This is a genomic window from Tardiphaga sp. P4_G1, from assembly GCF_056401215.1.
This window is the reverse complement of record NZ_JBFUJU010000006.1, coordinates 458,478-479,870: the sequence shown is the minus strand read 5'-3', so window position 1 is coordinate 479,870 and position 21,393 is coordinate 458,478. Positions and strand designations below refer to the sequence as shown.

General features: G+C 61.6%; 23 protein-coding genes and 1 tRNA gene. 14 read left to right on the top strand and 10 right to left on the bottom strand.

The genetic code is table 11. The annotated features are described in order from the left end of the window. The first annotated feature begins 59 nt into the window (after positions 1-59). From urtE to AC1DUY_RS17480, 4 genes are all read left to right on the top strand, one after another. Complete coding sequence (gene urtE / locus AC1DUY_RS17495; protein WP_068733931.1) at positions 60-755, top strand: urea ABC transporter ATP-binding subunit UrtE; 696 nt, start codon at positions 60-62, stop codon at positions 753-755. A 25-nt stretch (positions 756-780) separates the two neighbouring features. Continuing rightward, positions 781-1,617, top strand: a complete 837-nt coding sequence (locus AC1DUY_RS17490) for an urease accessory protein UreD (RefSeq protein WP_441231791.1) — start codon at positions 781-783, stop codon at positions 1,615-1,617. 19 nt (positions 1,618-1,636) lie between these two features. Continuing rightward, positions 1,637-1,939, top strand: coding sequence for an urease subunit gamma (locus tag AC1DUY_RS17485; protein ID WP_068733936.1), 303 nt, complete (start codon positions 1,637-1,639; stop codon positions 1,937-1,939). Positions 1,940-2,047: 108 nt separating this feature from the next. After that, positions 2,048-2,353 (top strand): urease subunit beta, encoded by a 306-nt coding sequence (locus AC1DUY_RS17480; protein ID WP_120288704.1) that lies wholly within the window; start codon positions 2,048-2,050, stop codon positions 2,351-2,353. Between the two features lie 4 nt (positions 2,354-2,357). On the opposite strand, the gene AC1DUY_RS17475 is transcribed toward AC1DUY_RS17480, so the two are convergent. After that, complete coding sequence (locus AC1DUY_RS17475) at positions 2,358-2,687, bottom strand: hypothetical protein (protein ID WP_478115854.1); 330 nt, start codon at positions 2,685-2,687, stop codon at positions 2,358-2,360. Positions 2,688-2,901: 214 nt separating this feature from the next. Here AC1DUY_RS17475 and AC1DUY_RS17470 point away from each other — a divergent pair, with 214 nt between their 5' ends. From AC1DUY_RS17470 to AC1DUY_RS17440, 7 genes are all read left to right on the top strand, one after another. Then, complete coding sequence (locus tag AC1DUY_RS17470; protein ID WP_478115852.1) at positions 2,902-3,336, top strand: endonuclease domain-containing protein; 435 nt, start codon at positions 2,902-2,904, stop codon at positions 3,334-3,336. Next, complete coding sequence (gene ureC, locus AC1DUY_RS17465) at positions 3,327-5,039, top strand: urease subunit alpha (RefSeq protein WP_068733942.1); 1,713 nt, start codon at positions 3,327-3,329, stop codon at positions 5,037-5,039. The genes AC1DUY_RS17470 and ureC overlap by 10 nt, the downstream gene beginning before the upstream one ends. Positions 5,040-5,276: 237 nt before the next feature. Beyond that, on the top strand, positions 5,277-5,576 hold the full coding sequence (locus AC1DUY_RS17460) for a putative quinol monooxygenase (RefSeq protein ID WP_068733944.1): 300 nt from the start codon (positions 5,277-5,279) through the stop codon (positions 5,574-5,576). Between the two features lie 17 nt (positions 5,577-5,593). After that, positions 5,594-6,259, top strand: coding sequence for an urease accessory protein UreE (locus tag AC1DUY_RS17455; protein WP_439082963.1), 666 nt, complete (start codon positions 5,594-5,596; stop codon positions 6,257-6,259). Further along, positions 6,246-6,986 (top strand): urease accessory protein UreF, encoded by a 741-nt coding sequence (locus tag AC1DUY_RS17450; RefSeq protein ID WP_439084204.1) that lies wholly within the window; start codon positions 6,246-6,248, stop codon positions 6,984-6,986. The genes AC1DUY_RS17455 and AC1DUY_RS17450 overlap by 14 nt, the downstream gene beginning before the upstream one ends. Positions 6,987-7,178: 192 nt before the next feature. Beyond that, entirely contained in the window at positions 7,179-7,808 is a 630-nt protein-coding gene (gene ureG / locus AC1DUY_RS17445) for an urease accessory protein UreG (protein ID WP_068733948.1), read from the top strand. 258 nt (positions 7,809-8,066) lie between these two features. After that, positions 8,067-9,716: a CHASE domain-containing protein gene (locus tag AC1DUY_RS17440; RefSeq protein WP_478115848.1), complete on the top strand. Its 1,650-nt coding sequence runs from the start codon at positions 8,067-8,069 to the stop codon at positions 9,714-9,716. Between the two features lie 231 nt (positions 9,717-9,947). On the opposite strand, the gene rpoH is transcribed toward AC1DUY_RS17440, so the two are convergent. Together rpoH and AC1DUY_RS17430 are read right to left on the bottom strand one after the other, a co-directional pair. Continuing rightward, positions 9,948-10,847 carry an RNA polymerase sigma factor RpoH gene (gene rpoH / locus AC1DUY_RS17435; protein WP_089261507.1) on the bottom strand — a complete coding sequence of 300 codons (900 nt, stop codon included), beginning with the start codon at positions 10,845-10,847 and terminating at the stop codon, positions 9,948-9,950. A 213-nt stretch (positions 10,848-11,060) separates the two neighbouring features. Next, positions 11,061-12,071, bottom strand: a complete 1,011-nt coding sequence (locus AC1DUY_RS17430) for an RluA family pseudouridine synthase (RefSeq protein ID WP_175366979.1) — start codon at positions 12,069-12,071, stop codon at positions 11,061-11,063. A 67-nt stretch (positions 12,072-12,138) separates the two neighbouring features. Here AC1DUY_RS17430 and AC1DUY_RS17425 point away from each other — a divergent pair, with 67 nt between their 5' ends. Both AC1DUY_RS17425 and AC1DUY_RS17420 read left to right on the top strand, forming a co-directional pair. Then, the gene (locus AC1DUY_RS17425) at positions 12,139-12,480 is read left to right on the top strand and encodes a hypothetical protein (protein ID WP_089261503.1); all 342 of its coding nucleotides are present in this window, start codon (positions 12,139-12,141) and stop codon (positions 12,478-12,480) included. 108 nt (positions 12,481-12,588) lie between these two features. After that, positions 12,589-12,663 (top strand) — tRNA-Glu (locus AC1DUY_RS17420). 141 nt (positions 12,664-12,804) lie between these two features. Here AC1DUY_RS17420 and AC1DUY_RS17415 read toward each other — a convergent pair. The 4 genes from AC1DUY_RS17415 to AC1DUY_RS17400 form a co-directional block, all read right to left on the bottom strand. Next, entirely contained in the window at positions 12,805-14,376 is a 1,572-nt protein-coding gene (locus AC1DUY_RS17415; protein ID WP_478115844.1) for a CYTH and CHAD domain-containing protein, read from the bottom strand. A gap of 533 nt (positions 14,377-14,909) precedes the next feature. Next, a complete protein-coding gene (locus tag AC1DUY_RS17410; protein ID WP_478115842.1) occupies positions 14,910-15,980 on the bottom strand; it encodes an LLM class flavin-dependent oxidoreductase in 1,071 nt (356 codons plus the stop codon). A 58-nt stretch (positions 15,981-16,038) separates the two neighbouring features. Beyond that, a complete protein-coding gene (locus tag AC1DUY_RS17405; protein WP_086937164.1) occupies positions 16,039-16,191 on the bottom strand; it encodes a hypothetical protein in 153 nt (50 codons plus the stop codon). A gap of 194 nt (positions 16,192-16,385) precedes the next feature. Then, positions 16,386-16,601 (bottom strand): hypothetical protein, encoded by a 216-nt coding sequence (locus AC1DUY_RS17400; protein WP_068738647.1) that lies wholly within the window; start codon positions 16,599-16,601, stop codon positions 16,386-16,388. 558 nt (positions 16,602-17,159) lie between these two features. Between AC1DUY_RS17400 and epsC the strand changes: the two genes are divergently transcribed. Beyond that, positions 17,160-18,104, top strand: a complete 945-nt coding sequence (gene epsC / locus AC1DUY_RS17395) for a serine O-acetyltransferase EpsC (RefSeq protein WP_478115839.1) — start codon at positions 17,160-17,162, stop codon at positions 18,102-18,104. Positions 18,105-18,217: 113 nt separating this feature from the next. On the opposite strand, the gene AC1DUY_RS17390 is transcribed toward epsC, so the two are convergent. The 3 genes from AC1DUY_RS17390 to AC1DUY_RS17380 form a co-directional block, all read right to left on the bottom strand. Beyond that, complete coding sequence (locus AC1DUY_RS17390) at positions 18,218-19,027, bottom strand: MetQ/NlpA family ABC transporter substrate-binding protein (protein ID WP_478115836.1); 810 nt, start codon at positions 19,025-19,027, stop codon at positions 18,218-18,220. Positions 19,028-19,095: 68 nt separating this feature from the next. Next, positions 19,096-20,316, bottom strand: a complete 1,221-nt coding sequence (locus AC1DUY_RS17385; RefSeq protein WP_478115834.1) for an acyl-CoA dehydrogenase family protein — start codon at positions 20,314-20,316, stop codon at positions 19,096-19,098. A 50-nt stretch (positions 20,317-20,366) separates the two neighbouring features. Next, positions 20,367-21,377, bottom strand: coding sequence for an NrtA/SsuA/CpmA family ABC transporter substrate-binding protein (locus tag AC1DUY_RS17380; protein WP_478115832.1), 1,011 nt, complete (start codon positions 21,375-21,377; stop codon positions 20,367-20,369). Between the last annotated feature and the right edge of the window lie 16 nt (positions 21,378-21,393).

Genomic DNA, 21,393 nt, shown 5'->3' with positions numbered 1-21,393 from the left:
ATGATCCCGAAAAGTGGAAACCGGTTTTCGGACCAGATCATGCGCAAGGATTAGGTCATATGCTGAAGGTCGATAATATCAGCCTCTATTACGGTGCAGCCCAGGCGCTGCGCGGCGTCACCGTCTCGGCGGAGCCCGGCAAGGTCACCTGTGTGCTCGGCCGCAACGGTGTCGGCAAGACCTCGCTGCTGCGCGCCATGGTCGGCCAGCAGGCGATTTCAAGCGGTTCGATTACGTTTGACGGGCAGGACATCTCGACGCTGAAGCCGTTCGAACGGGCGCGGCGCGGCATTTCCTTCGTGCCGCAGGGCCGTGAGATCTTCCCGCTGCTCACCGTGGAAGAGAACCTCAAGACCGGCTATGCGCCGCTGAAGCGCGCCGACCGCAATATTCCCGATGATGTGTTCTCACTGTTTCCGGTGCTGAACTCGATGCTCGGCCGGCGCGGCGGCGATCTCTCCGGCGGCCAGCAGCAGCAGCTCGCCATCGGTCGCGCGCTGGTGATGCGACCGAAGCTCCTGCTGCTGGATGAGCCGACCGAAGGCATCCAGCCCTCGATCATCAAGGATATCGGCCGCGCGATTTCCTATCTGCGCTCGCTCGGCAATATCGCCATCGTGCTGGTGGAACAGTATCTCGACTTTGCCTGCGAACTCGGCGACAACTTCGCCGTGATGGATCGCGGCGCGGTGAAATACACCTGCGACCGCAGTACGCTCGATCCCGCCGAGATCAGCCGCCAGATGGCGCTGTAGGGCCGGGTTCAAAGCCGGGGAGCGCATGCAGGCTGACAAGACGACATTGTCGCCATCGGCGATCTTCGCCGCTAATCGTGCCCGCGGCGCGGTGGCGTTCGACGTGCATCTGGTGGAGGGCAAGACCCGCCGCCGCCAGTTGCATGAATCCGGCTCGCTGCGCGTGCGCTTCCCGTCTCCCGAAGATCACGGCCTGTCTGCGATGTTCGTCAACACCGCCGGCGGCGCGGCAGGCGGCGACCGTTTCGATATCGATATTGCGGCCGGCGAGGGCACCAGCCTGACAGTGACCACGGCAGCCGCCGAGAAGATCTATCGCTCCCATGGCCCCGCCGCCGAAATCAACATCGCGCTAAAGGCCGAGGCCGGCGCGCATCTGTCCTGGCTGCCGCAGGAAACCATCCTGTTCGATCAGGCCCGCACCATCAGGCGCATCGATATCGATCTGGCCGATCGCGCGACGCTTTTACTTTGCGAGATCGTGGTGTTCGGTCGTGCGGCCATGGGCGAGGTGATGCAGACGGGGTCTTTCGTCGACCGCTGGCGCCTGCGTCGCGGTGGCAGGCTGGTGTTCGCGGAAAACGTGCGGCTGGATGGCGATATCGCCGCGAAACTGGCCAGACCGGCAATCGGCAATGGCGCGGTGGCCATCGGCACGGCGCTGATCGTGCCCGGCGACGAGGCGCTCATCGAGCGGCTACGCGAAGCCACGGATGGCGCTGGCGGCGAAGTCGGTATCTCCTGCTGGAACGGCTTTGCAATGGCCCGCTTCTGTGCACAAGATGCGGCGAAGCTGCGCGCCGACATGATGGCGGTGCTTGGACGATCAGGCGCGATGCTGCCGCGCATGTGGCTCAACTAAACTTATTCAGAGACCTGCAATGAACCTGTCTCCCCGCGAAAAAGACAAGCTCCTGATCTCGATGGCCGCCATCGTGGCGCGACGCCGGCTCGAGCGCGGCGTCAAGCTCAACCATCCCGAGGCCATCGCCATCATCTCCGATTTCATCGTCGAGGGCGCGCGCGACGGCCGCACCGTTGCCGAGCTGATGAAATCCGGCGCCGAGGTCATCACCCGTGCGCAATGCATGGATGGGATCGCCGAGATGATCCATGACATTCAGGTGGAAGCGACGTTCCCCGACGGGACGAAGCTCGTCACGGTGCACGAACCAATCCGCTAGTTCAAACTCCGTCATGCCCGGGCTTGACCCGAGCATCCATCTTCAGCGCTCTAAGGCGTGGATGGCCGGTCAAGCCCGGCCATGACACCGAGAAAATCGAGAGGTCACATGATCCCCGGCGAACTCTTCATCCAGGACGGCGAGATTGAGCTCAATGCCGGGCGCAAGACCGTCACGCTGACGGTGGCAAATTCCGGCGATCGGCCGATCCAGGTCGGCTCGCACTATCATTTCTTCGAGACCAATCCGGCGCTGAAATTCGACCGCAAAAAAGCTCGCGGCATGCGCCTCGACATCGCCGCCGGCACGGCCGTGCGCTTCGAGCCGGGCCAGAGCCGCGATGTGCAACTGGTCGAACTCGCCGGCAAACGCACGATCTATGGTTTCCGCGGCGATGTGATGGGGAAGCTCTGAGCGCCTAGCCGCCGGCGCTGTCCATCATGAACGAGCGGAAATATCGATCGATGGCCAGCGAGATCACGACGACCGAGACGAACAGAAGAGAGCTGTATAATGACCAACGTCCGATATCGTTACGGAACGATCGGATGCCGAGGATCACGAACCAGATGCCCAGAGCGATGCTGAACCAGTTGAACCAGGTGACGAGGATCGCTTCAGCGGCGTCCAGTTCGGCAATGAAGCCATCCGGAAATCCGAGCCACATGACGCGGGTCGTGTATAGCCAGAACGTCAGTGCGAACAGCAGGCAAGTCGCAGCAAATGGATAGACGTTCTTCCATCTCACGATATCGGTCTCCGTCTCAGATCCCGACGCCGCGCGCCTTGCTGGGGTGCGCGAAGCTATGGAAGTCGCGGGTCACGCCGTCAATGAACGAAGGCGCAGGCAAGCGTACCGTCTATGGATTCCGCAGCGACGTAATGGTGAAGTTGTGATTGTTGGGAATGTGACGGCCGTAGTGCTCCCTCCCCCCTTGCGGGGGAGGGGCGGGGAGGGGGGTATGCCACACAACGAGGTCGGCGAGTTTCAGCGCGGTCGCGCCAAGGAACTGCGGCGCGTAATGACTCGCGCCGAGACCTTGCTGTGGCGACAGCTAAAGGCACATCGTCTGGCAAATTTGGGTTTTCGTCGACAAGCCCCGATGGGTGTTTACATTGCTGATTTCGTTTCCCATGCGAGCAAGCTCATTGTCGAAGTCGATGGTGAAAGCCATGATTTTGTAGAGCGCATCGCGCACGACGCGCGCCGCGACGCTTGGTTTGCCGCGCGTGGCTATCGCGTCCTTCGTTTCAGCAATGACGATGTCATGAAGAATCTCGAAGGTGTTGTCCTCGTGATCGGCGAGGCCGCGACCTGTGGCACACCCCCCTCCCTGACCCTCCCCCGCAAGGGGGGAGGGAATACTCCGGCCAATGGAGCGAAAACATGCCCGTGAAAATCAAACGCTCCGTCTATGCCGACATGTTCGGCCCGACCACCGGCGATCGCGTACGGCTCGCCGACACCGATCTGATCATCGAGGTGGAGAAGGACTTCACCATCTATGGCGAGGAGGTGAAGTTCGGCGGCGGCAAGGTGATCCGCGACGGCATGGGGCAGTCGCAGGCGACGCGCGCGCAGGGCGCCGTCGATACCGTCATCACCAACGTGCTGATCGTCGATCACTGGGGCATCGTGAAAGCCGACGTGGCACTCAAGGGCGGCATGGTCCACGCCATCGGCAAGGCCGGCAATCCCGATATCCAGCCGGGCGTGACCATCAATGTCGGTCCCGGCACCGACGTCATCGCGGGGGAGGGCAAGATCCTCACCGCCGGCGGTTTCGACAGCCACATCCATTTCATCTGTCCGCAGCAGATCGAACACGCGCTGATGTCCGGTGTCACGTCGATGTTAGGGGGCGGCACCGGCCCGTCGCACGGCACCTTCGCGACGACCTGTACGCCCGGTCCGTGGCACATCGCGCGGATGATCCAGTCTTTCGATGCGTTCCCGGTCAATCTCGGCATTTCCGGCAAGGGTAATGCCTCGAAGCCCGCGCCGCTGGTGGAAATGATCAATGCCGGTGCCTGTGCGCTGAAGCTGCACGAGGACTGGGGCACCACGCCTGCCGCGATCGACAACTGCCTCAGCGTCGCCGACGACTACGACGTGCAGGTGATGCTGCATTCCGACACGCTGAACGAGTCCGGCTTCGTCGAGGACACCATCAAGGCCTTCAAGGGCCGCACCATCCACGCCTTCCATACCGAAGGTGCCGGCGGTGGCCATGCGCCCGATATCATCAAGGTCGCGGGCCTCAAGAACGTGCTGCCGTCATCGACCAATCCGACACGGCCATTCACGCGCAACACCATCGATGAGCATCTGGACATGCTGATGGTGTGCCACCATCTCGATCCCTCCATTGCGGAAGATCTTGCGTTTGCCGAAAGCCGCATCCGCAAGGAGACGATCGCCGCCGAAGACATCCTGCACGATCTCGGCGCACTCTCGATGATGTCTTCGGACAGTCAGGCCATGGGCCGGCTCGGCGAAGTCATCATCCGGACCTGGCAGACCGCCGACAAGATGAAGAAGCAGCGCGGCTCGCTCAAGGAAGACAAGGGCAACAACGACAATTTCCGCGTCAAGCGCTACATCGCGAAATACACGATCAACCCCGCTATCGCCCATGGTGTCTCGAAGCTGATCGGCTCGGTGGAGAAGGGCAAGATGGCGGATCTGGTGCTGTGGTCGCCGGCGTTCTTTGGCGTCAAGCCGGATCTGGTGATCAAGGGCGGCTCGATCGTCGCGGCGCCAATGGGCGATCCGAACGCGTCCATTCCCACGCCGCAGCCGGTGCACTACCAGCCGATGTTCGGCGCCTTCGGCCGCGCGCTGACCCAGTCGTCGGTGGTGTTCACATCCGGTGCGGCGGTGGCCGGCGGTCTCGCCAAGAAGCTCGGCATTCAGAAGTCGCTCTATGCGGTGGAAAATGTCCGCGACGGCATCTCGAAGAAGAGCATGATCCATAACGGCGCGACGCCGAAGATCGAGGTGGATTCGGAGACCTATGAGGTGAGGGCGGATGGCGAACTTTTGACCTGCGAGCCGGCCGAAGTCCTGCCGATGGCGCAGAGGTACTTTATGTATTGAGGTGAGCTCGACGGTTGCGGTCTCCCTCCCTCCTGCGCAGCGGGTCGGCCGATAGGCCGGGGTGGGGTGTTTCCGCACGCTCAGGAGTTTGCGGCACCCCCACCCGACCGCGCTACGCGCGGCCACCCTCCCCGCAAGGGGGAGGGATAAGAAAGCGCCCCCTTCCTCCCCCTCGCATTCCCCCCTAATGTCCGTCCCGGCATTCTTAGCCATAACAACAAACCGGGAGGACTCCCCTTGATCTACGTCGTTGCCACTTTGTCCGTGAAACCCGAAGCCCGTGCCGAACTGATCGAAGCTGCCAAGGCTTGTATCGCCGAGACCCGCAAGGAAGCGGGCAATATCGCCTATGATCTGCACGAGAGCGTCACCGATCCGACCCGCATGGTGTTCGTCGAGCAGTGGGAGAATGCTGAGGCACTGGTGCCGCACCGGACGCAGGAACATATGAAGACTTTCGGCCGCGTCGCGGTGAAATGCTTCAGCGCGCCTCCGAAGATCGAAATCATCACCCCGGCTGACGTCGTGGTGCGTTAAACCAAACGAGAGATTCCATGATCCGCGCGACTGAGGTCAAAGGCCAATACAACTGGAAAGAGGCGGCGGTAGACACCGTCGTTCTCGACTTCGACGATCGTCATCGTCGCCGCATGGCGATGACGGGGACGCGCGGACTGGAATTCCTGCTCGATCTCGAAAACGCCGTTGCCTTGCGCGGCGGCGACGCTTTGGTGCTGGAAGACGGCCGCCTGATCGAGGTGGTCGCAGCGCCGGAGCCACTGATCGAGATCCGTGGTACCGATCCCGGCCATCTGGTGCGGCTCGCATGGCATCTCGGCAATCGCCATCTGCCGACGCAGATCATGGCCAAGGGCCTGCGCATCCGCAGCGATCATGTCATCGAGGAGATGGTGAAGGGTCTTGGCGCCAAGGTCATCGAGATCGAAGCGCCGTTCGATCCCGAAGGCGGCGCCTATGCCGCTGCGCATGAGCCGGCAGGTCATGGACATCATGATCATGCTCATCACGATTATGGACACAGTCACGACGATCATGGGCACGACCACCATGGCCACAGCCATGACGCGCACGGTCATGCCGGTCATGGCCATGACCAGCATGTCCATGACGAGCATTGCGGTCACGATCACGATCATCATCATGATCACGACAGCAAGCACGACCACCACGGTCATTCTCATGCTCATGACCACAAATAAAGCGGCGGACGACAGCCCGCCGAACGACTCTCCCGCCTTGTCAGCCGACGAAGGCGCTGCGCTGTACCGGCTGATGACCTGGCTGTCGCCGGCTTTTCCTGTTGGTGCGTTTTCCTATTCCAGCGGTATCGAATGGGCGGTGGAAGCAGGCGACATCACCGATGCTGCCAGCCTGCAGGACTGGATGTCGGCGATGCTGTCCGATGGCGCAGGGTTTTGCGATGGCGTATTTCTCGCTCATGTGCACCGCGCGGCATCTGACGGCGACGACAAGGCATTGCGCGAGGTTGCCGAACTCGCCAGCGCCTTCGTGCCATCAAGGGAACGTCAGCTGGAGACCACCACGCAAGGCAAGGCCTTCATCGAGATCGCGCGCAATGCCTGGTCGCATGAGGGTATGGAGCGGCTGATCGCGATATGCGACAGCCCGATCGTCTATCCCGTTGCCGTCGGACTTGTGAGCGCCGCTCATGGTGTGCCGCTGTCGGCAACCATGCATGGTTTTTTTCACGCGGTGGTCTCGAACTGGATTTCCGCTGGTGCGCGGCTGGTGCCGCTCGGTCAGACCGACAGCCAGCGCGTACTTGCAGCGCTGGAGCCCGTCGTCGTGACCACCGGCCATCGCGCTATGGCCGCATCCCTCGACGATCTTGGCGGCGCGACATTCCGCTCTGACATCGCCAGCATGCGTCACGAGACGCAATATACGCGGCTGTTCAGGTCATGATGGCTCCAGCTCAAATCACACACCAGACCCCTCATGGTCGCCTGAACGCAATCGCGTTCCGGCTGGAGGAGCGCGCCGCTTGGCGCGCGTCTCGAACCATGAGTTGCTTGGCACATCCTTCGAGACGCGGCGAAGCCGCCGCTCCTCAGGATGAGGGCCGTCGCTTCATCCTCAACCGAAAGCACCCCTGACATGTCCAGTTTTCACGGTCCGCTCCGCGTCGGCATTGGCGGTCCCGTCGGCTCCGGCAAGACCGCGCTGATGGATCTGCTGTGCAAGACCATGCGCGAGCGCTACGACATCGCGGCGATCACCAATGACATCTACACGAAGTGGGATGCCGAATATCTGGTGCGCTCGGGCTCGTTGACGGCGGATCGCATTGCTGGCGTCGAAACTGGCGGCTGTCCGCATACGGCGATCCGCGAGGACGCCTCGATGAACCTCGCCGCCGTTGCCGACATGCGCGTCAAGTTTCCCGATCTCGACATGGTGCTGATCGAGTCCGGCGGCGACAACCTCGCGGCGACCTTCTCGCCGGAACTGGCCGATATCACCATCTATGTCATCGACGTTGCGGCCGGCGACAAGATCCCCTCCAAGGGGGGGCCGGGTATCACGCGCTCCGACCTGCTGGTGATCAACAAGATCGATCTGGCGCCCTATGTCGGGGCTTCGCTCGAGAAGATGGACGTCGACGCCAAACGGATGCGCGGGGTCAGGCCCTTCGTGATGACCAACATGAAGACGCAGGAAGGTCTCGACCGGATTATCTCATTCATTGAGAGCAAGGGCGGCCTTAAGGCCAAGGCGGTCGCCTGAGACTTGTGAACAAGGCCTCTGCCGTCGTTCTCACGAGCGGGCTTCGACTTGAGGCGTTCATATTGAGTTGGCTATAACGACGGGCTGGTCGATGCCCGTCGGCTAATGTGTCGTGTGATATTGCGTTAAGCCTGTTTTTCAAGATTTGTCCGGTCCGGAAATAATTTCCATCGGGCTGGAACCAAATTGTTCCGGCATGATTGGCATACTCCTGAGCCGCTGACCCGGCAGCAACGTCCTAATTTCCCGAGTATCCGTGTGGTCCGGCTTGGTTTCATCATCGCATTACTGGCACTGGTCGGAGCTCTGCTCTCCGGCCTTGCGGCCTATCGCGTGCATGACCAGGAGCTGGCGATCGAGAATATCGCGCTGGGCCGGGCCGTGGATATCCATGCCAGCCTCGTGCAGGAGCGTTTGACCGAGCGCGAATTGCTGGCGCGGGTCGCAGCCGGGCTGTTTCGTGCGCCGACGGTCATGAAGGCCAATATGCTGCAGCCGCTGCGGGCCTCGATCTACGCCTTCAAGACCGATTTCGCGATTGCCGCCTGGATCGCTCGCCTGCAGCCGAACGAATTCGCGGCCGCCAGCGCGGAGCTGGCCAGTGCCGGCTACCGCAATCCTACGATCCGCAGCTACAACGACGATCGCCTCGATGCCAGGGCGCTGGGGCAGCCGCTCGACGTGCTGATGGATGTGGAGCCGCGCAATTCCGTCACCGAAGGCTTCGCCGGTCGCGCCCTGAATTTCTCTCCCGTCACAGGGCCAACGCTGGTGCGCGCCGTGAACGAGGGCAAGCCGGTCGCCTCCAGCCCCACGCCGCTGCAGCAGCCCGATGGACCTCTGGGATTGGTACTGGTGACGCCGGTTGTGCCCGAAGGCGATCCCGCGCCGGCCGGCTTCGTGTCGTTCTCCTATGAACTTGGGCCGTTGATGCTGGCCAATGACGAGATGTCATTGTTCTCGGTGGCGCTGAAAGATCCGCGCGTCGCTGATGGCGAAATCGTCGCCGACGACGATGGCAGGGTAACGGCGCGCCCGCTGGTGGCGAATGGTCCTGCGCTGGCAGTCCTGCGCACGGTTTCGTTCGGCGGGCGTGACTGGTCGCTGGGCTATTATCCGAAGGTCAATACCGAGCTGCGCGCGCAGCGCACCGCGATCATCGTCGGTGGGTTCGGCCTCGCGCTGACGGCCATTGTTTGCGGGCTGTTTGGCTATGTCTCCTACGCCAATCTGCGGCTGCGGCGCGAGGTGGAGATACGCATCGGCTTCGAACGTCGACTGAACGCCGTCATCGACGAGCTCAATCATCGCGTGAAAAACATTTTGGCGGTGATCCAGTCCATCGTGACACGCACGCTGCGCCACGGCTCCGATGTGGACAACGCGCGCGATCTCCTGATCGGCCGTATTCACGCGATGTCGAATGTTGTGTCGCTGCTGAGCGAGAGCCAGTGGCAGGGCGTGCAGCTCAAGGGCCTGTTCGAGGCGCGAGCGATCCCGCATGCCGACCGTATCGCACTGGAAGGTCCGGATATCATTGTCAGCGCGCGCGCCGCGCAGAGCCTGTCGCTGCTGTTCTTTGAACTGGCCTCGCATTCCGACGAGGGCCTGTCTTTGGTCGGCAAGCATCCGCATATTGTTGCGCATTGGGAGATTACGGGCAGCGAGCCGGATGGGCTGTTCAATTTCCGCTGGGAAGAGTTCAACACCAGCGAAGCAACGCGGCGCCCGGACAGCGATTTCGGTCTGGTGCTACTCGATCGCGTGGCGCCGGAAGCGCTAGGTGGTACGGCGAAGCGCTACTTCACCGACGTGTCCTACGTCTATGAACTGACGGCACCCGTCGAAACGGTAATCGACATGACCGAGCGCGACCGGACAGAAGCGCTGGCGAAGCCGATCAGATAATCGATCCCCTCTGCCAATCGAAGCGATGTCCCTCACCTGGTTTGCGGGGACGCGTGCGCCACGGGGCGTCGGAACAATGTTCTTTATCGGAGCATGATCTCTCGACAAACGATCTCGTTTGTCGGCGAAAGCCGGTATCCACTTTTCGGGATCATGCTCTAGCTTCCATTCACCCAACAAAAAAGCCGCCGTTTCCGCCGGCTTTCGTATTCGTTGTATCCGCTGCGCCTGTTAGTGCGCAGCTTCCAGAGCGGCAGCTTCCGCCTTGGCGATGGTGCCCTTGACCGCGGTCTGCACCTTTTCAAAGGCGCGGACTTCGATCTGACGGACACGCTCGCGCGAGACGCCGAACTCCGAGGCGAGATCTTCCAGCGTCATCGGTTCATCGGCGAGGCGACGGGCCTCGAAGATGCGCCGTTCGCGCGGGTTGAGGACACCGATGGCGCCGTTCAGCGCCTGACGGCGATGATCGAACTCCTCGTGTTCCGCCATGATGGTTTCCTGATTGGGCGAGTTATCGACCAACCAGTCCTGCCATTCGCCGGCTTCGCCGTCGTCACGGATCGGTGCGTTGAGCGACGCGTCGCCACCGAGGCGGCGGTTCATGTCGATCACGTCCTGTTCCGTCACGCCGAGACGCGTGGCGATCAGCTTCACCTGGTCGGGGCGAAGATCGCCTTCGTCCAGGGCGGAAATCTTGCTCTTCGCCTTACGCAGGTTGAAGAACAGCTTTTTCTGGTTCGCGGTGGTGCCCATCTTCACGAGCGACCACGAACGCAGGATGTACTCTTGAATCGAGGCCTTGATCCACCACATGGCGTAGGTGGCCAGGCGGAAGCCTTTCTCCGGCTCGAAGCGTTTCACAGCCTGCATCAGACCGACGTTGCCTTCCGAGACAACTTCGGAGATCGGCAGACCGTAGCCGCGATAGCCCATGGCGATCTTGGCGACGAGTCGCAGATGGCTGGTCACAAGGTGATGTGCCGCGTCGCGATCGTCGTGCTCGCGCCAACGCTTGGCAAACATATATTCCTGCTGAGGTTCCAACATCGGAAACTTGCGGATCTCGGCGAGGTAATGCGAGAGGCCGGATTCTCCATTGAGAACCGGAAGGGTAGCTGTACGGGCCATTATGATGCCCTCCAGTGGTTCAGACCCCCGATAGCGGCGGGCCAGGCAGCGAGCGCTTTGTTAAAGCCGCCCTGGCTGCGATGTTCCGCGTCTCATTTGACGCAGGTGCAACATACACCCTACTACAAGCGTATTGAAAGTGAATTCCCTGTCACGTTCCCGTGGGGCCAATATAAGCGTTTGGAAAGGCTTACTTTTTTATATGCATCTGCGTCATTCTGGCACGGCCATATGGGCTCTCAGAACCGCCAAATCGTGAGGAAGCTCGCTGGTCCACTCCAGAATCTCGCCCGTGCGAGGGTGCTCCAGAGCCAGCAAATAGGCGTGAAGCGCCTGCCGGTCGAGCGCTTCCAGCGCCGCGCGGCTCTTTACGCCCAGCGACGACGCCTTGGTCTTGAAATGCGAGCCATAGACCGAATCCCCCATCAGCGGATGCTGGATATGCGCCAGATGCACGCGGATCTGGTGCGTCCGCCCGGTCTCCAATTGGCAAGCGAGCAGGGTGGCGATCGGCTTGCCGTGGCGATCGGGGAATTCCTGCAGCACTTCCCAATGGGTGACGGCATCGCGGCCACCTTCGCGGACGGCCATTTTCTCGCGGGCATGGGGATGCCGGTCGATCGGCGCTTCCACCGTGCCGCGCGGCCGGTTTGGGATACCCCAGGCAAAGGCCATATAGCCGCGCCGCATCTCGTTGGTGCGGCCGTGATCGGCGAATTGCGCCGTCAGCGACGCATGGGCGGCGTCGTTCTTGGCGACCACCATCAATCCGGTGGTGTCCTTGTCCAGCCGGTGCACGATGCCCGGCCGCTTGACGCCGCCGATCCCCGACAAAGACGCGCCGCAATGGGCGATCAGAGCATTCACCAGCGTGCCGGTCTCGTGGCCGGCGGCGGGATGCACGACAAGGCCCTTGGGCTTGTTGATGACGATGATGTCCTCGTCCTCGAACACGATATCGAGGGCGATATCCTCGCCTTCAGGCTCCGGCGCGATGGCCGGCGGGACGTCGATTGTGATCGTATCGCCGGCAGCGACATGATAAGCGGGGTCGCGCACGGGGGTGGGGTCCTGCGACGACCGGGTGATCGTCACCTGGCCGGCGAGGATCAGCGCCTTCAGCCGCGACCGCGACAAAGCCGGGCTGCGCACGGCGAGCACGCGATCGAGCCGGGTCGAGCCTTCGTCGCCCTGCACCGTGACATCCAGCCGTTGATCGTTCATTCCGTAAAGCCTTACCTGACAGAAGCGTGTTGCTTCGAGAGCCGTGAATTAAGAGACGAGTGTTTGCATGACCCAGCCCGCCGCCGATAGCGCGCCCGAACCGACCCTTGAACAGGCCGCCATGATCGCGCGCGTCCGCCGCATGATGCTGATCGCGGGCCTGACCACCGCCTTGGGCGTCGGCGCGCTGCTCGTCGTGATCGGCTACCGCCTTTTCCGCACGGATGGAAGCACCGTGACGTCGGCGACGACCGCGACCCTGCCGAAAGGCGCCAAAATCCTCTCCACGGGGGTAGCCGGCGACCGGATCGTGCTGACACTGGACGTCGGCGGCAGCACCGAAATCCGCACTTTCGACGCCAAGAGCCTGAAACCCGCGGGAACGCTGAAATTCGCCAGCGAGCCCTAGATTTCGCTTGAGACCACTAGGTTCGGTTGGGGACCATAACCATGATGGGGGCAGGGGCCGCCAGCATCTTGCAGCCGCCGCCATTCCCGGCTATCCCCTCCCGCGCACGCTCCGTTCGTCTAACGGTTAGGACATGGCCCTCTCAAGGCTAAAATAAGGGTTCGATTCCCTTACGGAGCGCCATTTTCAGCCAATTCAGAGCAAAACCACGAATCCGGGCAGCGGTGGCGTTGACTGCTGCGGGTCTGGTTTCGGTCGAAAATCACCGTTTGCCGCACAATTTTAGGCGCGCGCTGTCACGTCCGTAGATGAGCGCGACGAACTTTACCGGTCCCAGAATGCCGGCGTCACCCTGAAGCGCCGCCATTTCTTGCGCAGCGTTTTCGCGGCCGCCATTTCATCGCGGGCCTGCCAGCCGGTGATCGTGCCGATGGCGAGGTGAAGCGCGGCCTGATCGTCCTGCCTGACGGAACCGAGCAATCCGCGGATACTTGCGATATCGCAAACGCGTCCCAGACTCTTCTGGAGCCTGGCGAGCCGAGCCACGTAGCGCTTGGCGGGCGCGTGGCCGGCGTAAAGTGGCAAGAAGAATTCGGCCGCATAGCGCAGCCTCTTGAGCTGGATCCTGAGACTGTGCCGCGCAGCGGTGTCGAGCTGCCGGAAATGCGTGCCACGCTTGCGCACCTTCCGCTGCTGTCGCGCCAGAATTTTGTCGGCGAGCGCCGGCATCGGCTGCGACAGGACAGCCAGCGCATCGCTGTCGATATCGTTGCGCCAGCGGCGGCGCTCGACCCAGTGCCCGAGCGAAAGCAGAAAACGGCTGTAGCGCGGATCGTCGAGAACCGCCTGCAGGCTGCCGTAGCTCGACTTGCGCTGCCGCTCGATTGCCTCGCGCAAGCCGCCGAAGTCGACCTCCGGCGCTGTCGTCGCCACGCGAGAAACGATCGTGGTTGCGAAAACGTCCCAATCGCGGGTTTGGCCGAGCTGTCGCATCAGCCACCTTGCTTCGCTGTTGATTGCCTCGAACGAGGGCGATGGAATCTCGCGCCGGAACAGCGCACAGATCGTGCGCAAACGGCGCAGAGCGATGCGCATCTGGTGCACGCCTTCGGGGTCGGATCCTTCCTTTGCCACCGCATGATTGCGCAGGAGATGATGCCAGCAGGCGCCCCCCAGCAGCGCAATGACATCGTCAACCGCGTGCTCGGCAGTGATGTTGACGGGCTCGGCTTTCACCGCCGGTTGCACGACGTCGAACGCCAGCGCATAGCCGCGTTCCGCCTTGCTCCGTGTGCCGACCTGCAGCGGCGCGGCATCGAGCAACTGCGTTCCAAGATCAAACAGCGCGCCAGCGTTGCCGCTCTTCAATTCGAGCTCGATCTCGGACAGGACTTCTTGACGCGTACCGACCTCTATAGTCCCCACGTCGAAGGCGACTTCAACTGACGCATCAGGCAGATCGAGCTGCCGTGCATGCCGGCGAACTCTTGTCGCAAACGCCGGCACGAGCGCATCGAGCGTAAGCGTCGTCACCGGATCTCCGATCTCGGCGACAGGAAGCCGCGCCAGATCGGGAGTCATGCCGTCAACCGATGTTTCCCACTGCCGTCGCGCCAATGGCCGCCCGATGTCGGGCAGAAGCTTCAATGTCTGAATGAAATGCTTGCCGCTGCGTCGCACGCGCAGCGACATGCCGCGTTGAAACAGCGCCCCCTCGGGTGTGTCGTAATAAATTGTCTCCAGCCGGCGGACCACGCCGCGATTGCGCGCATGCTGCACGATGACGGGGATCTCGCGCAGTTTTTCGAGGATAGCTTGCGGCGCCAGCAGCTTAAGTTCGATTTCCGCCTGTTCACCCGGTCGTACAGCAATTGCTGCGCCAGCAGAATCGGGCACGATTGGCTGCTGGGCGTTCAATGGTAACTCCATCGGAAGCACGCATTATATTTTATGACACGAGCAAGACATGCCCAAGATGGCGATGGAATGACGCGGTCAATTACGACGGCAATTTCCGGATCGATTGGGAGCAGCGGGACTCAGGGCTGTTCGAATGGTGCGAACGCCCACATTCGTGAAAAGCAAAATGCTGCCTCAGCTGGCGGCCTTAGTTTGCTTTTCGCTTGGCGGTTTGATCGGGGTCTGCGGTACGGGACCGGTCACGACTGGAGATGATCTACCATTGGATGGCTTATCATCGGAGGCGTGACTTCTGATTGTCTCGAGCACCAGAAAAAACTTCTCGGCAAGCATGGCAGTAACCTCGCTGGCGAAAGTATCTCCATCATTAGTTGAGTCGAGTTGCTGAAAATTCAATCACTTACGGCAGGCCGCCGCAATTAAATTTACGCGCCAGAGAGTATCGCGAAAGGGCAGTGATATTGACTTGGTTTGTCTCGCCGGGAGGACAGCGTTCTGGCGGAAGCCGATCAATCTCGAAGCAGAGGCAGGAGTATTCTGCCTTGCCGCTCGATCTCCGCCAGATAGGGCGTGTCGGACAGGATGAAATACTTGATGCCGAGATCGCGGTATTTCTGCAGCGAGCTGGCCACTTCGGATGCCGAACCGACCAGCCAGGTGGTGCCGGCGCCGGCTGCGCCGAATTTTCCTGGTGCCGTATAGAGATTGTCATCGAGGACGTCGCCGCGGGCCTGCAGGTCGAGCAGTCGGCGTTGGCCGATTGCGATGGCTGGGCCGTGGTCGTTCCAGCCCGCGCCTGCTTTCCGCGCCATGTCGGCAACCTTGGCTTCGGCCGCAGCCCAGGCTTCGGCCGAGCTCTCGCGGACAAGCGTCGTGATCCTGAGTCCAAACTCCAAAGGCGGGAGATCCCGATCAAGGCGCTGACTTAAGCTCTTGAGCCGTTCGATGCGCTGTTTGACGTCGCCAAGCGGTTCGCCCCAGAAGAGCTGGACATCGGCTTCGGTTGCGGCGACATGTTCGGCCGCGTCCGACGCCCCGCCGAAATACAGCTTCGGATGGCGGCGACTGCCGCGCTGGACGATGCGCGGCGCTGCGGTCGAGTCGGAAACGCGAAAATGTGAGCCGGAATAGGTGACGTTTTCTTCGGTCCATAGTCGCCGGACGATGCGCATGAACTCCTTGGTCCGCGCATATCGCTGCGACGAGTCGGCTTCGTCATCCCCGTAAGCCGCCAGATTGTCCTTGCCGGAGACGATATTGATGCGAACCCGGCCACCGCTCAATTGATCCAGTGTGGCTGCGGCAGATGCAAAATGCGCCGGCTGCCAATAGCCGGGACGGATGGCTATCAGCGGCTCGAAACGCGTCGTTCGGGCCGCCAGCACTGACGCGACGGTGAATGTATCCGGTCTTCCCCAGCCGGTTCCGATCAGCGCGCCTTTCCACCCATGACGTTCCAGCGCTTGCGCCTGGTCGGCAAGCGACTCGACGCTGTTGTGGTTTGGGTCGACGACATCGCCGCGGTGACCTGCCTTCACGTCATTCGGGATGTACCAAAGAAACTCCGAACGATCGCTCATGATGTCCTCTGACGATGGGATCGCATGTTTGCGTGCGACTCACCGTCCCGTGCCGTTATCAAAATGGGCGCACCGATGTCGCGCCGAACACGATGGCTGCGATCAACGCAAATGCGCCGTAAACGGCGGCCGTGTGCAGGCGCACCGCTGTGCGGTTCGACGACGCGCGCGCACGGTTATGCAACCGGGCTTCCGCGGATAGTTCACGCATCATCGTTCTCCAACGCAACATTTGCAGATAACAAGGCGATAAATCCGGTCTACGCAAGCGCGCGCTATAAATAATGATGATCAGCACGCCGGGGCGTTCCGGCGTGGAGTAATATTCTCCATGCCGTCTGCGCCGGGCAATTTTGTTCGTTCGACGCTGATTGTCATTCTGGTCGGGCGAGGACAGTCTCGAACTCAGCGGGCCGTGGCGATACGGGATTGGCTAGCTTTGTGACTTCGCTGGTCCATGAGTGCCTTAGCCGCGCGTTCCGCTGCCCGGGCCGATCCGAAATGGTCGCCTTCGAGCGTGTCGAAGGCAGGCTCTGATGAAAAGAAACGAAATCCGCGCTCTTCGGCGACGACGATTCCGGCAGTGCGATTGAAGACTTCGATGACATAGGCATTGGACATGCGCGTTCTGTTCGCCGCCGAGGCAGCGATCCTATCGGTGAGTGATGGGATGTTCGGTGTGAGTCGTTACGCCGGAATCAACAACACGCGCTGGTGGCCGCGGACACGCAGCGGCAGGTCACGCGCTTGCGCGACTGGCTCACTACTGTTGTCTCATATGCGGTCATTGCAGGCATTCCGAAGTGCATAATCTGTGTGAGGAATATCCGACGTCGGCGTTCGTTCGTCAATGAAATGGCCATCCAAATTTAGTGGCACCGCAATGACGACGATGCTGCGCGCAGGCATGTGCGGCGAATGAACCGCTATTTGGCGACGGCAGCAGCCATCCGCCGCCGTGAAATCGTTCCGCCACGCAGCGTGCACAGACTTGGGAGCTGCGCGCACGCTGGTTCAGTGCCCGACCGCGATCATGTCGGAAGCGAAGGGCACGTGACGTGAGGTCGGCGCGTGAGAAGGAAGCATGGACGTATCGAAAATGCTGCACTTTTGGAATTCCTTGTCCTCGGCTCATGAGTCACAGTTGCAGCTGCGTGAGATCGCAACAGGGGAGCCGCGATGTCGAGGGTTGCCGAGGACGTCAAGCAAGACACAGATCGGGACGGTCCGGCGCCACTCTGGGACCTGAGTACGATCGTTGCCGGGCTGCGCGAGTCCCGCGATGTTGCCCATAATATCTGGCAGCGCGGGCCAAGCAGACGGGCGCCGTCGCGCGAAGCCCTCGCGGAGGTGCTCAAGAGCCTCACCGAGGCATTGTTTCCCCGGCATTACGGCCGCTCCGATTTTGGCACCGAAAGCATCGACGCGTTTGTCGAAGGTAAACTGAGCGCCGCGCTGGATGGCTTGCTCGAGCAAGTCTACCGCGGGCAGACTTTCGTTTCCGACGGTGCGCCGACCGAGCGACATTTCGAGGATGCCGTTACGTTGACGCGCGACTTCGCCGCCCGGCTGCCGGAGATCCGAGGCAGGCTGGTCAGCGATCTCAGGGCCGCCTTCGTGGGAGATCCTGCTGCGACGAGCTTCCCCGAAATCCTGATTGGCTATCCCGGCATGGTGGCAATCATCCATCACCGCGTCGCGCACCTGCTCTACAATCTCGGGGCGACGATGGTGGCGCGGCTGATCGCCGAGCTGGCGCATAGCGCAACGGGAATCGACATTCACCCGGGCGCGCGTCTTGGCGCCAGCATCTTCATCGACCATGGCACCGGCGTCGTGATCGGCGAAACTGCCATCGTCGGCGATCGCGTCCGAATCTATCAGGCGGTAACGCTTGGAGCCCGGCACTTCCCCACCGATCACGAGGGCAAGGCCATCAAGGGCAATGCGCGCCATCCGATCATCGAGGACGATGTCATCATCTATGCGGGCGCGACCATTCTGGGCCGTATCGTGGTCGGAAGCGGCTCCACCATCGGTGGCAATGTCTGGTTGACCGAGGACGTGCCGCCCAACAGTTTCGTGACGCAGGCATCGGTGCGCAGCAAGATCAGCCCGCGATGATGGTTGGATAGCCGCCGCGCAGGCACGCTGTCGCTATCCAACAGGCGCGGCCCGTGGTCGGGCCATGCCATATCGCGTCAGGGAGGACAGGCGAGCTGCACTCCCGTTGGGATTTACCAGGCGGCGAGGATCGAGCCGTTGAACTTGGTGCGGATGAAATCCTTCACCGGCTGCGAACGATAGATCGAGATGAACTTCTTGATTTGCGAATCGTCTTTGCGATCGTCACGCGCGGCGAAGACGAGGGTATAATATGGCTTGGCTTCGACGACGCTGGTCTCGGCCGCAAGCGCCTTGTTGAGGTCCAGGCCAGCGAGATAGGCGTAGTTGGATGACACAAAGGCGGCTGCCACGTCATCGAGAGACCGCGGCAACTGGGCCGCGTCGATTTCAACGATCTGCAGCTTCTTCGGATTTTCAGTCACATCGAGAATGCTCGCCGAGAGGCCGGCATCCGTCTTCAACTTGAGCAGTCCAGCGGTCTGAAACAGCAACAATGCGCGCGCTGCATTGGTCGGATCGTTGGGGATGGCGATCTTGGCCCCGTCGGGAATGTCGGAGGCCTTGGTGTATTTCTTGGAGAAGACGCCGGCCGGCACCAGGATCGATTCATCGAGGGCGGAGAGCTTGTAACCGCGCGCCTTCGATTGATTGGCGAGATAGAAGCGATGCTGGAAGTTGTTGAGGTCGATGTCGCCTGCCTGCAGCGCTGCATTGGGCTGGTTCCAGTCGCTGAACTCGATGATCTCTGCCTTCAGTCCCTCTTTCTCGGAAAGCCGTGCGGCCTCGCGAAGAATGTCACCATAGGGCCCTGCCGAAACGCCGACCTTGAGCGGCTTGTCTGCGGCGTTGGCCTGCAGGGTGGGTAACGACAGTGCAAGCGCTGAAAGGGAGAGAATGAGAAATCGAGATGCAGCTTTCATGATGTGTCCAGGTTGGGAATGAAGTGAATGTACCGCGCTCGCTACGATGTCGTAGCGTTCCGGATGGCCTAGAAGAAGCCCTTGGCCGGCAGCGGCGTGCCGTTGATCTCATAGGCGCCGATCGCCTGCGCCTTGTAGGTCACCGGGTTGTGCGACGACAGCGTCCGCGCATTGCGCCAGTGGCGGTCGAGGTTGTCGGACTTTTTGGTCGCGGATGCGCCGCCGGCGTCGAACAGCAGGCTGCCACTGCGGATAGCCAGTTCGTCGACGACGATTTTGGCCTTGGACGATGCGAGGGCGGCGTCCAGCGCCGGCTTGGTATCTTCCCGATCAGGAGCCTTGCTCGATACGTCAAGCGCGTCGGCCGCGGCCAGCACGGTCGCTTCTGCCGCGAACGCATTGCTTGCGATCTGGCCAATAGTCTGCTGCAGGATTGGGTCCTCGCGCGGGCGAAGAGTCGGCGCGTAATAGAAACTGCGCGCGCGCCGCCTCACCAGGTCGCTGGCGTCACGCAGGATGGCTGCGGCGATGCCGGCATTGATGGCCGTCAGATAGAGTTGCGCGAACGTGTTCTGATAGGCGGCCCCGTAGCCGATATTGGGTTGATCGAAAATGAGTTCGGCCGCTTCGACCCGGACGTTATGAAAATGCGTGGTGCCGCTTCCGGTCAGGCGCTGGCCCGAACCATCCCAGTCATCGACCAGCTCGATGCCTTCGCGCTTGACCGGAACGATCGTGGTCGCGAGCGCTTCATTGGCGTCCGCGACGCGCACCAGCACGTAGTCCGCATAGAGCGTGCCGGTGCTGTAATATTTGGTGCCGTTCAGGCGGTAGCCGTCGCCATCCGGCGTGACGGTGGTGGCGGGAGCGATGTCTCCCACCTGCGAGCTGCCCAGCTCGGTGGTGGCAAGGCCGATGATGGCGCCGGCCGCGACGTCGTCGCGCCACTTGCGATTCTGCGCGCTTGGCGGCGAGGCCAGCAGGCGCTCGACCACGCTATAGTGATTGCGCAGGATATGCGCGACATTAGCGTCGGCTTCCGCCAGCCTGATGACTGCAGTGAGCAGTTCTCGTACGGTACTGCCGCCGCCACCATCGGCCTTGGGAATGCGGAGCGCGCCGATCCGCGATCGGCGGATCAGCTCGATGATGTCGTAAGGCAGAACACGGTCGTGCTCGCGCTCTGCCTCGCCCTGCGCGATGTGATCAAACAACTGTTGCAGATCGGACGAGCCGATCCGGATCGGCTGCGACACGTCGAACGAGTGCTGCGGTGTGGGCTTGTTCATGGGATGCTTTCTCGGCGATTCCGGTGGGGGGATCGAGCGGCGATAAAAACTTAAAGACTGGCCAGATGATCCGAGACGGTGACGGACTCGGGCAGGACCTTTCGCTCGGTCAGCCAGTTCGCTGCGGTTTGCAGTTCTCCGACGAATTTCTTGTCCGATACGGGGATGAGCGTGTAGTTGCGTTTGCGCTCGATGAACTGGTCTCGAATCCGGTCGTCATATTTCGCGACCTTCTGGATGAGATGCTCGGCGTCGGTGGTGTTCTTGTTGACCCACTGCGCTTCCTTCTCATAGGCCGCGTTGAGCGCCCGCACGATGGCCGGATTGTCCTTCGCGAACTTGCGTGACGTCACGTAAGAGGAAAAGTCGATCTGGAACGGCAGGTCGCGTCCCTCAAGGAAAACGTCGTGAGCCTTGTAGTCCAGCCGCGCGATGTCGACGCCCGGCGACCACATCGACCAGGCATCCACCTTGCCGGATGCGAGTGCCGGCGCTGCGTCCGGCGGGTTGAGATAGACGAATTTCACCTTGGAGCGGTCGACCTTGTGCTTCTCGAGCGCGGCGATGAGCAGGAACTCGCCAAGCCCGGAGCGGTTGACCGCGACCGACTTGCCGACCAGATCCTCGACCTTGTTGATGCCGGAATCATCCTTGGCGATGATCGCCGTCGTGCGCGGCTCGTAGAGCACGAATTGGGTGAAAACGAGCGGCGAGCCGGCGATGATGGCCGCCAGCGCGGGCGTGGTGCTACCGCCAAAGCCAAAATCAGCACTGTCACCGGTCACTGCCTGCAAGGTCGGCGCGTGGTTCGGGAATGGGCCGAGCCATTCCACCTTGATGTCATGCTGAGCGAGTGCCTTCTCGAACTCGCCGCGTTCCTTGGCGATCAGCGTGAGGCCGTGATAGCCCCAGGTGAGACGGACCTTGTCGGTCTTTCGCCCGGTGCCTTGCGCGATGGCGTCGTCATGGCTGGCGAGATGAATGCCGGCATAGGCGCTGACACCAGCCATCGCGAGACTGAGAAAATCCCGGCGTGACGATGTGAAGAACGGATTTGACATGAGAAAACTTCCTGTG